Here is an 11,640-nt window from a genome sequence, read left to right as displayed (position 1 = left end):
TTTGTCGGCGGGCATCAGTCGTTTCTCCAGCAGCCAGGAGCGGGTCTTCTCCTGAAGCCTGGGCCAATACGGGTGCAGGTTGCGAGGAAACGCATCCTCGATCGCAGGCAGCGCCAGCGCCGGTGGGACCACGGTCTCCGGATAAGCAGCCACGAACAAACCCCTCTCTGCCACCTGTCGGCGTACGCCCGCCGGCTGTGCCGGGCGCGCGCCGTTGCGTATCCCCGCGCTTTCTATTCAGCACCACAACTGACCGTTCTGGGAACGGATTTGCTCCCCTCACTACCCCCCTCCGCCGGAATCGTCCCCTTACATGACCGAATCTGGGTCACCTGCGGCCGATCCTGTTCGCACAAGCGCCCGCCCGCGACCGGTTCCGGTACACATCCCGTACACCGGGCCGTAGACGTCGGCGGACCCGACACGACGGCGCCCGGCCGGATGTGATCCGTACCGGGCGCCGCTCGACGCTCAACCGGCCCCTGCGGGGCGGGAGTCGGTGCTACGCGTTGGGCACCACCTCGTACCGCGGGGTGCCCTCCTCCATCTGCTTCAGGGCGTTCTTCCGCTCACGCTTCGACAGGCGGTCGATGTACAGGTAGCCGTACAGGTGGTCCGTCTCGTGCTGGAGGCAGCGCGCGAAGTAGCCCGTGCCGCGCACCGTGATCGCGTTGCCCTTCTCGTCCTGGCCGGTGACCACCGCGTAGTCGGGCCGGGCCAGCTCCGCGTACGCGGTCGGCACGGACAGGCAGCCCTCGTTGGAGTCGTCGAGGCGGCGGCGGTCCGCGGGCAGCTCCTGGAGCACCGGGTTGCACACGACGCCGGTGTGGCGCACGCCCTCGTCGTCCGGGCAGTCGTAGACGAAGACCTTCAGGCCCACGCCGATCTGGTTGGCCGCGAGGCCCACGCCCTCGGCGGTGCGCTGGCTGGCGAACATGTCGTCGACCAGGGTCTCGAGCTCGGGGCCGAACGTGGTGACGTCCTGGCACTCCTTGTGCAGCACCGGGTTCCCGACGACCGTGATCGGACGCGAGGTGCCCCGCTCCCGGTACGCCGCCTCCCGCGCCTCACAGTCCTCGGTGTCGATGACGAAGCCCTCGTCGTCCACGGGGAGCACGCCGGCGTGCTGCTTCTCGGTGTCCTGCTGCGCCATGAGGGACGTGAGCCTTCCTGAGATACGGGAACGGTGCCCTTACAGGGTACGGGGCCCCCGGCCCGCGGCGGCGGCCGGAACGGCGTCAGCAGACCTCTTCGAGGTCCCGCCAGTCGCGTGAGTCCGGCGCGTCCGCGACCCAGCCGTCCAGCAGCCCCCGCACCAGCGAGGCCGGCGCGGCCACGCCGCACTCCCGCTCCGGCACCCACAGCTGACCGTCGGTGCGGTGCCCCAGCGGCCCGGGGTGCCCCGGCTCGCTGTGGTCGTGCGGGTCCAGGTGCGTCCCGTCCCCCTCGTCCGACGGCATCCGCGACTCCGAGCACGTGCGGCACAGCAGCCGCACCGACGACGACCAGTCCTCCGCCGCGAACCCGGCGTCCGCCGCCAGGCGCTCCAGCGCGTCCCGGTCGGACTCGGCCTCCGCCTCCAGGAGCACGACCCAGGTCGGCACCGGCGACGGCGCCCACAGCTCGATCTCGTCGAACACGGGGTACGCGTGCCCGGTCGCCGTCGTCCGCTCGCCGTGCGGGACGCCGTCGTGCAGCACGACCTCGCCCCAGCGCCGCCCCGAGGACGGCAGCGGGATGGAGAGCACCTCGATACGCGCGGGGTCGAGCCGGCGCCCCCAGACGACCTCGGCCTCGCCCTCCGGGGACAGCCGCACCGCGGCGCTGCCCAGGTCCATGCCGGTCGGCTCGCCCGCGACGGCCGCGCCGCCCGGGACCTTCAGGCCGTACGCCTGCCAGGCCCGCCGGGCCAGCGGCCAGTCCTGCAGGGCGGTGGCGGCGATGCCCACGTTCCACCAGTCCGGGGCGCCGGTCTCGCGCTCGAGCAGGGCCACGGCGCGCAGGCCCGCGCTGCGCGCCTGCTCCCAGTCGTGCCGGAACTTGTGCAGCAGCGCCAGATTGAACCAGGACTCGGAGAGCCACGGCTCCAGGTCCGCGGCGCGGGTGAGCAGTGCGCCCGCGTCCTCGTACCGGCCGTCACCGATCAGCGTGAACGCGCGGTCCGTGGCCTGTCGCCACGAGGCCGAGGGCCGGTGCCGTCCCTTGCCGAAGATCCTCACGATTCCCGCCTGCCGATTCTCGAGGCCTGTGCCCCCGGACACACCCTGTTCTTCGGGCTCATTCGCATCCAACCACGGACGGTCGGACGCCCGCTCATTACCCACGGGTTACCCAGCCTGCCCCAGGCTCAGACCGGGCCGCGAGACCACTCTGGCCAGGGCTTCCACCACCTCTGGCTGATAATCGCGGCCGGTGCCGAGACGGAGCCGTTCCAGGGCCGCAAGCGGCCCCTGGGGACCCTCTTCCCTCGCCATCTCCTCGTACGCGTTGGCCGCCCGCACGATGCGCGCGGCGACTGGCTGCTCACGGTACGGGTCGGCCTGCCGCTCGACCACCGTGGCGACGCGGGCGTCCACCCCGGTCTGCCGGACCACGGCGCCGCCGAGCAGGGCGATCCGGCGCTGCCGGTCGGCGGGCAGCGCGGCGGTGGCGCCGTCGGTCACCGGGTCGAGCAGCGAGAGCTGGCCGATGTCGTGCATGAGGGCGGCGTACTCCAGGACGGTCAGCTCGGGCTCCGACAGGCCCAGGTCGCGCCCCACGGCGCGGCTCAGCGCGGCCACCCGCAGGGCGTGCCCGTGCGGCGTGTACCCGGCGATCTCGGTGGCGCGGGCCAGCGAGGCGATGGTCTGCCGGTAGGTGGCCCGGACCGAGGCGTAGCGCCGGAAGGCCAGCTGGGTCAGCAGGAGCGGCAGGCTGATCACGGGCAGGGCCCACAGCCCGGCGACGGCGACGGCCAGGGCGCTCACCGCCCCGGTCGCGCAGACCGCGGAGCCGATGCCGGGCACGGCCCGCAGCTCGTCGCGCAGCAGCGGGCCGAACGGCCAGCCGGTGCGGGCGTGCGCGAGGACGGCGGCGAGCACGGCGTCGCACAGGGCGATCAGGGCCAGCAGGCCGACGACGAGGAGCGCGTAGCCGGGTCCGTCGCCGACCCACTGGGCGAGCCGGCCCTGGGCGTAGAGCGGCTGGAAGCAGACGGCGGCGAAGCCGACGGTGAGGACGCGGCGGGCCATCTGGTCGGCGGTCGGTCCGGTGCCGCGCGCGATGTGCGGGACACAGCCGACGAGCGCGCCCGCCAGGGTGACGGCGACGATCTGGAACGTCCCGTGCCGGGCCGAGTCACCGGCGACCTCGCCGAGCAGGGCGTACGCGAGGGCGCCCGCGGTGCCGAGCGGTGCGGGCTCGCGGTCGCCGGTCCGGCCCCAGCGGGCGAGCTCGCCGACCGCGACCAGGACTCCGAAGGCGAGCGCGACACCACGGTCCTCGACACCCCGCCAGGCGGTCACGGCGAGGGCGACGAGCGCGAGGGCCGCCGCGACGGTGTGCACGCCCACGACGAGCGGGGAGCACGGCCGGGGCGCCCTGGTGCGGGGCGCGGGTCCGCGTGGCACGCGCCCCGTCACGGCGTGGCCGCCCCCGGGGCGGGCACGGACTCGGTGCGCGGGGCGGGCGGCAGGGTCTCGTCGGCCGTGACGACCGGGTGCCAGCCGTCGCGGCCGAGCACCCGCCCCAGTGCGCCGACCATCTGCGGGTCGAACTGGGACCCGGCGCACCGCTCCAGTTCGGCCAGTGCGACGGGGACCGGCCGGGCGCGCGAGTAGGTCCGGGTGGACGTCATGGCGTCGAAGGCGTCGGCGACCGCGACGACCCGGGCGAACTCGGGGATGCGGTCACCGGCGAGCCCGTACGGGTAGCCGCTGCCGTCGAGCCGCTCGTGGTGGTGCAGGATCGCGGCGCGGGCCTCGCCGAGGAACCCGATGCCGCGCACCATCTCGTGCCCGTACTCGGGATGCAGTTCGATCACCTTGCGCTCCTCGGGCGTCAGCGGGCCGTCCTTGCGCAGCAGCCGGGTGGGGACGCCGAGCTTGCCGACGTCGTGCAGGATCCCGGCGAAGCGCAGCACCTCGACGCGGTCCTCGGCCATCCCGAGCTCACGGGCGATCAGCATCGAGGCCTGGCCGACGCGCTCGCTGTGGCCGCGGGTGTAGCCGTCCTTGATGTCGACGGCCTGGACCAGCGCCCTGATGGTGGCCTGGTGGGCGGCGCGCTCGCGCTGGTACTGGGCGAAGACCCAGCAGGAGATGTACATCGGCAGCAGGACGAGCAGCGAGGCGAACGGCCCGTACGGACCGGCCCACAGGACCGCCATCATCATCCCGGCGAGTCCGTGCACGGCGACGGGGGCGAGGGTGCGCGGGAAGAGACCGCGCCAGGCGGTGCGGGGCGGGACCCGCTCGGCCGTCACGCGGATGCCGCCGTCGAGGAGGGTGAGCACGGCGCAGAAGACGAGCGCGCCCGCTCCGCAGGGCACGAGCGCGTACGGGAGACGGGGCGCGGAGACGGCTGCTGCGCCGCCGAGCCGGTCGAAGGCCTGGGCGGCGGCCCAGCCGGCGAGCGCGAGCCGGGCGGGGCGCCACATCCGGCGCAGCGCTCTGGGCCGCTGGTCGACCCGGGCGAGCAGGGCGCCGGGGACGGCGACGAGCGCGGCGGCGGCCGGGGGAAGCAGAAACGCTCCTGCAAGCAGGACGGGAAAGAACGTGCCCATGTCCCGGGGAGCCCGCCGCCCGATGATCCGGCAACGGCCCGCGTGCTCGCAGCCCGCGTAGACCGCGGCGAGCAGGGCGAGCGCGGGCCAGGCGGTGTCCGCGGCGAGCGCGGGGGCGGCACAGACGAGGCCCGCACCCAGGGCGAGGAGCACGAAGGCGCAGGCCACCGGCGGAACCGACCGCATGCCCCAACTCCCTCCCCGTGGCGTTCAGTTCACGGAGAATAGGACGGTCGCCGCGTCACCGGGGACGCATCGGGGGGAATACCGGGGCCGAGGGCCCCGGATTAGCACGATCGGGTGAACCGACTGACGCACGGAGCTGACGCGGGAGACGAACTCCCGCGTACCGCACGGCACTTCCGGCGGGCGGTCGCAGCGCCCCGGCCGGGTCGTACACCCGGCCGGACGGCCGGATCCGCTCGCTCAGGCGAGCGAGTTCCCGAAGCCGTCCTCCGGGGTGACGTCACCGGAGCGGATCAGGTCGATCCGGCCCATGACCTTCGCCCGCAGGTCGGCCGGCACGTCGTCGTGCCCGCAGCACCGCTTCACCAGCTTCTTCACGGCCTGCTCGAGGCCGTACTTCTCCAGACACGGGGAGCACTCCTCGAAGTGCACCTCGAACTTGGTGCAGTCCGAGTCCGGCATCTCGTGGTCCAGGAACTCGTAGAGATGATCGAGAACTTCACTGCAGTCCGTCTCGTGCGGCTCTCCGCAGCTCATGAGCCCGAGCCTTTCGCTTCGTTCGACTCTCCGGCACCGGCGGGGACGAGCCCGCGGTCACGGGCGTAGTCCTCGAGCATGCCGCGCAGCTGGCGACGGCCCCGGTGGAGCCGGGACATCACCGTCCCGATGGGTGTCCCCATGATGTCCGCGATCTCCTTGTACGCAAAGCCCTCTACGTCCGCGAGATACACGGCGATGCGGAATTCCTCGGGAATCGCCTGCAGCGCCTGCTTCACGTCCGAGTCGGGCAGGTGGTCGAGCGCCTGCGACTCGGCGGAGCGCAGACCGGTCGACATGTGCGACTCGGCCCGTGCCAGCTGCCAGTCCTCGATCTCCTCGGCCGCACTGCGCTGGGGCTCGCGCTGCTTCTTGCGGTACGAGTTGATGAAGGTGTTCGTCAGGATCCGGTACAGCCACGCCTTGAGGTTCGTGCCCTCGCGGAACTGGTGGAACGACGCGTACGCCTTCGCGTACGTCTCCTGGACCAGGTCCTCCGCGTCCGCCGGGTTGCGCGTCATGCGCAGGGCGGCGGAGTACATCTGGTCGAGGAATTCCAGCGCGTCCCGCTCGAAGCGCGCGCTGCGCTCGGCAGCCGACTCCGCGGGCACGGGCTGGTCCGCCTGGCCGTTTTCGGTCCCTGCGTCGGTCCCTGCGACCGGACCCACCTCCTCCGACGACGTCGCGAGACCCGGAGAGGTCCCACTCGAATCGGAGGATAGACGACGATCCGGTCCGCCCGCCGCCCGAAGAGGAGCGTTCTTGGCCGCGCTCAGCACGCTCCACTCCAGGTCAGGAGCGGTGGCGCGGCTCGGGCAGATGGTCGAACCCATGCGGCGGACTTCCTCTCGTACGACTGTGCACCGACAATCCGCACAACAGCGATCCCGGCCGCGGCATTCCCGCGGCGCGGACCCGGCCTAACGAAGTGACCGAGCCCACCCCGCGACGGCCCCGGTGATCGTCCCCAGCGTCTCCTCCGCGCCGACGGGCGCCCGCTTCGGCACCGCGAACCCGTGGTCCCCGTAAGGCACTTCGACGAGCTCGTAGGCGCCGGGCCCGGAACGCTCCGGGAACTCCTCGGGCCTGCCGAACGGATCGTTGCCGCCCTGCACGACGAGGGTCGGGACGCCGGCCCCGAGCAGTTCGCCGGCGCGGGAGCGCTCCGGCCGGCCCGGCGGGTGCAGCGGGAAGCTCAGGGCGAGCACGGCGGCCGCGCCCAGCTCCGTCGCCGTGCGGCAGGCCACACGGGCCCCGGCGCTCCGGCCTCCGGCGATCACCGGCAGGCCCGGCTCGCACAGCGCGGGCCACAGGCCGCGCCAGCCCGCGTCCAGGGTCTTCGGCGCGGGGGCCAGCTTCTTCCCGGCGACGCGCCAGGGCTGTTCCACGAGGGCGACGGTCACCCCCTGGCCCGGCAGGGCCGCGGCGAGGGCCTGGAGGTCCCTCGCCTCGATGCCGCCGCCCGCGCCGTGGCCGACGGCGAGGATCCGCTGCGCGGCGCGGGCCGGGTACCAGGAGATGCGGGCGTCGCCCGTCTCGGTGGGCACGATCTCGGTTCGGGTCACGCGCCCATGGTGCCCCGGGCCGCGCTCCCGGTCCGTCCGCCGCCCCGGTGGGGGCACGGTCCCCCGCGCCTGCGACGGCACAGAGAGGCGCCCGGCAGGCCGCCGGTCGGCCGCCGGTCGGCCGCCGGTCGGCATCAGAAGAGGGTGCCGACCTCCGGGCCGTCGAGCTCCTTCAGCAGCTCGGGCCCGTTGTTGCGGACGTTGCTGACGGCCGTCGACACCGGGTACGCCCGCATCAGCCCCTCCGGCGGCGCACCGAGCAGCCCCCGCAGCTCGTCCACCCCCGTACGGGCCGGATCCAGCCACGCGTCCCACCGGTCCGGGGTCAGCATCAGCGGCATCCGCGGATGGATCTCCGCGAGCGACCCCGGGCCCTCGGCCGGTGCGACCCCGAGCGGCGCGGTCTCCGCCTCGGTGGTGATCACCGAGCACGTCACCCACCAGGCTCGCGGGTGCTCGTCCGGCAGCGTCCGGTCCCGCCAGAACTCGTAGAGCCCGGCCATGGCGAACACGGACCCGTCCGCCGGTGTCACGAAGTACGGCTGCTTGCGCGGGCGCTTCGTGCGGCCCTCGACCTCCAGGTCCCGCTCGGCGGCGCCGGTCACCCACTCGTAATAGCCGTCGGCGGGCAGGATGCAGCGCCGGGCGGCGAAGGCCCGCTTGTAGGACGGCTTCTCGTGCACCGTCTCCGCGCGGGCGTTGATCATCCGGGCCGCGCCCTCGGGCGACTTGGCCCAGGACGGCACGAGTCCCCACGTCAGGCGGCGCAGCTGGCGAACCGGACGGCGGTCCGCGGCGTCTTTCAGAGGGCGGTCGAGCACCACGTGGACCGTCTTGGTCGGCGCCACGTTGTGATCGGGCTCGTAGGCCTCCTCGGGCTCCCAGTGCTCGATCTCGAAGATGTCTGCGAGATCCTCGGGCCCACGACTCGCTGCATACCGTCCGCACATACGTGCCACAGTGCCAGAACCCCCTCGACGAACGGGAGCGCCGCAAGAAATGGACGCCAGCCTCTGGGACCGGATCTTCGGGACCCAGTCCGACCCCGACCAGTGGGTGGTGATCGCCACCGGCGTCCTCGCCCTGGCCGCGATCGTCCCCCACACCGTGTGGCGTCTGTCGCGCAACGCGATCACGATCGCCCACGAGGGCGGCCACGGGCTGATCGCCCTCCTGATGGGCCGCCGCCTCGACGGCATCCGGCTGCACTCGGACACCAGCGGCCTCACCGTCAGCCGCGGCAGGCCGACCGGCATCGGGATGGTGCTGACCGCCGCCGCGGGGTACACGGCACCGCCCCTGCTCGGCCTCGGTGGCGCCGCGCTGCTCGCGGAGGGCCACATCACGCTGCTGCTCTGGCTGGCGACGGCCCTGCTGCTGGTGATGCTCGTGATGATCAGGAACGCGTACGGGGTGCTCACCGTGGTGATCACCGGCGGCGCCTTCCTCCTGGTGTCCTGGCTGACGGGTCCGCAGGTGCAGGCGGCGTTCGCGTACGTCGTCGTGTGGTTCCTGCTGCTCGGCGGGGTGCGCCCGGCGTTCGAGCTGCAGTCCAAGCGACGCCGCGGGGGCGCCGGCGACTCGGACGCGGACCAGCTCTCCCGGCTGACGCACGTGCCCGCGGGCATGTGGCTGTTCTTCTTCCACGCCGTGTCGCTGTGCTCCCTGATGGGCGGCGGGCGGTGGCTGCTCGGCCTGTGAACAGGTCGTCCGGCCCCGGGCCCTTAAAGTAAAGACATGACCTCGAACCCCGCGCACACCGACGCACTGTGGCCCGCCCCCCTCGCGAGCGGAGCCGTCGACGCGACGGTCCAGGTGCCGGGTTCCAAATCCGTGACCAACCGGGCCCTCGTGCTGGCCGCCCTGGCGTCCGAGCCGGGCTGGCTGCGCCGTCCGCTGCGCTCGCGCGACTCCCTGCTGATGGCGGGTGCCCTGCGCGCGATGGGCGTCGGCATCGAGGAGACGGTCTCGTCGAGCTCCGTCACCGGCGGTCCGGACGGCTCCGGTGAGGCCTGGCGGGTCATCCCGGGTCGGCTCCAGGGCCCGGCCACGGTCGACGTGGGCAACGCGGGCACGGTCATGCGCTTCCTGCCGCCGGTCGCCACGCTCGCCGACGGCCCGATCCGCTTCGACGGCGACCCCAGGTCGTACGAGCGGCCGCTGCACGGGGTGATCGACGCCCTGCGCGCGCTGGGCGCCCGGATCGACGACGAGGGACGCGGGGCGCTGCCGCTGACGGTGCAGGGCGGCGGGGCGCTCGAGGGCGGCCCGGTCGCGATCGACGCGTCGTCGTCCTCCCAGTTCGTCTCCGCGCTGCTGCTGTCGGGCCCGCGCTTCAACCAGGGCGTGGAGGTGCGGCACACCGGGTCGGTACTGCCCTCGATGCCGCACATCCGGATGACGGTCGACATGCTGCGCGCCGCCGGCGCCCAGGTCGACACCCCGGAGTCGGGCGGCGAACCCCATGTGTGGCGGGTCACGCCCGGCGCCCTGCTCGGCCGGGACATCACGATCGAGCCGGACCTGTCGAACGCCCAGCCGTTCCTGGCGGCGGCCCTGGTCACGGGCGGCAAGGTGACGATCCCGGACTGGCCGGAGCGCACCACGCAGCCCGGTGACGCGCTGCGCGACATCTTCACGCAGATGGGCGGCTCCTGCGAACTGACGGAGCGGGGGCTCGAGTTCACCGGTTCCGGTGCGGTGCACGGCATCGACGTGGACCTGGGCGAGGTCGGCGAGCTGACCCCCGGCATCGCGGCCGTCGCCGCCCTCGCGGACGGGCCGTCCACGCTGCGCGGCGTCGCGCACCTGCGCCTGCACGAGACGGACCGGCTGGCCGCGCTGACCAAGGAGATCAACGAGCTGGGGGGTGACGTCACCGAGACGGCCGACGGGCTGCACATCCGTCCGCGCCCGCTGCACGGCGGCGTCTTCCACACCTACGACGACCACCGCATGGCGACGGCGGGCGCGGTCATCGGCCTCGCGGTGGACGACGTGCAGATCGAGAACGTGGCGACGACCGCGAAGACCCTGCCCGACTTCCCCGAGATGTGGGCCGGGATGCTCGGGACCGACAGGCCGTAGGGACACACCGCCATGCGCCGCTACGGCAAGCACACCGACGAGGACGACATCCGCCAGCGCCCCAACCGCAAGGGGAACCGGCCGCGGTCGAACATCCGCCCGAAGCACGAGGACGCCGCCGAGGGCATGGTCCTCACCGTGGACCGGGGGCGGCTGACCGTCCTCATCGACGGCACCCCGGTGACGGCGATGAAGGCCCGCGAGCTGGGCCGCAAGGCCGCCGTCGTCGGTGACCGGGTCGCGGTGGTCGGCGACCTGTCCGGCAAGAAGGACACGCTCGCCCGCATCGTGCGCATCGAGGGCCGCTCCTCGGTGCTGCGCCGCACCGCGGACGACGACGACCCGTACGAGCGCGTCGTCGTGGCCAACGCGGACCAGCTGGCCGTCGTCACCGCGCTCGCCGACCCCGAGCCGCGTCCGCGGATGATCGACCGCTGCCTGGTCGCCGCGTTCGACGGCGGTCTGACCCCGCTGCTCGTGCTGACCAAGTCCGACCTGGCACCGCCGGACGAGCTGCTCTCGCTGTACGGCGACCTCGACATCCCGTACGTGGTGACGAGCCGGGCGGAGCTGGAGGACGGCACCGCCGTGGCGCGGGTGCGCGAGCAGCTCGACGGGAAGGTGACGGCGTTCGTCGGGCACTCCGGCGTGGGCAAGACGACGCTGGTGAACGCGCTGGTGCCGGACGACCGGCGGCGCACGACGGGCCATGTCAACGCGGTCACGGGCCGGGGCCGGCACACCACGACCTCGGCACTCGCGCTGCCGCTGTCCGGCGACGCGGGCTGGGTGATCGACACGCCGGGCGTGCGGTCCTTCGGGCTGCACCACGTGGATCCGTCCCGGGTCATCCACGCGTTCCCGGACCTGGAGCCGGGCACGGCCGAGTGTCCGCGCGCGTGCAGCCACGACGAGCCGGACTGCGCGCTGGACGCCTGGGTGGAGGCCGGCCACGCCGATCCGGCGCGGCTGTACTCGCTGCGCCGGCTGCTCGCGACCCGCGAGCGCCACGAGGGCGACTGATCCGGCCCGCCGAGCTCACCCTTGTTTGCCGCCCCGCCCGGGCGGTGAAGGCATAATCGCCGTACGGGATCAGCGGATCCGGGACACGGGAGGCAAACTCACATGGCGTGGCTGCTGGTCATCGTGGCGGGGATCCTTGAGACGGGTTTCGCCGTGTGTCTCAAGCTGTCGCACGGGTTCACGCGATTGTGGCCGACGGTGGCCTTCGCCTCGTTCGCCCTGGGCAGCTTCGGGCTGCTGACACTCTCGCTGAAGAAGCTCGACGTCGGGCCCGCGTACGCGGTGTGGACGGGTATCGGGGCGGCGGGCACGGCGATCTACGGAATGATCTTCCTCGGCGATGTCGTCTCCACGCTGAAGATCGTGTCGATCAGCCTGGTCATCGCCGGGGTCATCGGACTCCAGCTGTCCGGCTCGGCGCACTGACCCCGCGCGCCCCGGTGGCCTAGGGCCTGTCCGGCGGATCAGGTCGCGTCCGGG

The 11,640-nt window shown here is 73.2% G+C and carries 12 protein-coding genes and 1 pseudogene; 4 read left to right on the top strand and 9 right to left on the bottom strand.

What is annotated here, in order from left to right:
* The 9 genes and pseudogenes from GTW43_RS38040 to GTW43_RS15165 form a co-directional block, all read right to left on the bottom strand.
* Nucleotides 1–174: pseudogene (locus tag GTW43_RS38040) on the bottom strand (multidrug MFS transporter); the annotation flags it as partial.
* Nucleotides 175–502: 328 nt separating this feature from the next.
* The gene (gene def, locus GTW43_RS15200; RefSeq protein ID WP_161302459.1) at nt 503–1,153 is read right to left on the bottom strand and encodes a peptide deformylase; all 651 of its coding nucleotides are present in this window, start codon (nt 1,151–1,153) and stop codon (nt 503–505) included.
* A gap of 85 nt (nt 1,154–1,238) precedes the next feature.
* Complete coding sequence (locus GTW43_RS15195; RefSeq protein ID WP_161302458.1) at nt 1,239–2,219, bottom strand: tetratricopeptide repeat protein; 981 nt, start codon at nt 2,217–2,219, stop codon at nt 1,239–1,241.
* A gap of 108 nt (nt 2,220–2,327) precedes the next feature.
* A complete protein-coding gene (locus GTW43_RS15190) occupies nt 2,328–3,545 on the bottom strand; it encodes an HD domain-containing protein (RefSeq protein ID WP_343246012.1) in 1,218 nt (405 codons plus the stop codon).
* A gap of 71 nt (nt 3,546–3,616) precedes the next feature.
* Entirely contained in the window at nt 3,617–4,948 is a 1,332-nt protein-coding gene (locus GTW43_RS15185) for an HD-GYP domain-containing protein (protein WP_161302456.1), read from the bottom strand.
* A gap of 240 nt (nt 4,949–5,188) precedes the next feature.
* Nucleotides 5,189–5,485 carry a mycothiol system anti-sigma-R factor gene (rsrA, locus tag GTW43_RS15180; protein WP_161302454.1) on the bottom strand — a complete coding sequence of 99 codons (297 nt, stop codon included), beginning with the start codon at nt 5,483–5,485 and terminating at the stop codon, nt 5,189–5,191.
* Nucleotides 5,482–6,153, bottom strand: coding sequence for an RNA polymerase sigma factor SigR (gene sigR, locus GTW43_RS15175; RefSeq protein WP_343246011.1), 672 nt, complete (start codon nt 6,151–6,153; stop codon nt 5,482–5,484). The genes rsrA and sigR overlap by 4 nt, the downstream gene beginning before the upstream one ends.
* A 252-nt stretch (nt 6,154–6,405) precedes the next feature.
* A complete protein-coding gene (locus tag GTW43_RS15170; RefSeq protein WP_161302450.1) occupies nt 6,406–7,050 on the bottom strand; it encodes an alpha/beta family hydrolase in 645 nt (214 codons plus the stop codon).
* 134 nt (nt 7,051–7,184) lie between these two features.
* A complete protein-coding gene (locus GTW43_RS15165; protein ID WP_161302448.1) occupies nt 7,185–8,000 on the bottom strand; it encodes an SOS response-associated peptidase in 816 nt (271 codons plus the stop codon).
* A gap of 49 nt (nt 8,001–8,049) precedes the next feature.
* On the opposite strand from GTW43_RS15165, the gene GTW43_RS15160 reads away from it, so the two are divergent.
* The 4 genes from GTW43_RS15160 to GTW43_RS15145 all read left to right on the top strand — a co-directional run bounded on the left by GTW43_RS15160 (nt 8,050) and on the right by GTW43_RS15145 (nt 11,586).
* Entirely contained in the window at nt 8,050–8,751 is a 702-nt protein-coding gene (locus GTW43_RS15160; protein ID WP_161302446.1) for a M50 family metallopeptidase, read from the top strand.
* Between the two features lie 36 nt (nt 8,752–8,787).
* Nucleotides 8,788–10,137, top strand: a complete 1,350-nt coding sequence (gene aroA / locus GTW43_RS15155; RefSeq protein ID WP_161302444.1) for a 3-phosphoshikimate 1-carboxyvinyltransferase — start codon at nt 8,788–8,790, stop codon at nt 10,135–10,137.
* Between the two features lie 12 nt (nt 10,138–10,149).
* Nucleotides 10,150–11,160, top strand: a complete 1,011-nt coding sequence (gene rsgA, locus GTW43_RS15150) for a ribosome small subunit-dependent GTPase A (protein WP_161302442.1) — start codon at nt 10,150–10,152, stop codon at nt 11,158–11,160.
* 102 nt (nt 11,161–11,262) lie between these two features.
* Nucleotides 11,263–11,586 (top strand): multidrug efflux SMR transporter, encoded by a 324-nt coding sequence (locus GTW43_RS15145; protein WP_161302440.1) that lies wholly within the window; start codon nt 11,263–11,265, stop codon nt 11,584–11,586.
* The last annotated feature ends 54 nt before the right edge of the window (nt 11,587–11,640 follow it).

The sequence above is a fragment of the Streptomyces sp. SID5785 genome, assembly GCF_009870065.1.
Classification (GTDB): Bacteria; Actinomycetota; Actinomycetes; order Streptomycetales; family Streptomycetaceae; genus Streptomyces.
Note: the sequence above shows the minus strand (reverse complement) of the source record. Positions and strands in the feature narration are given on the sequence as shown.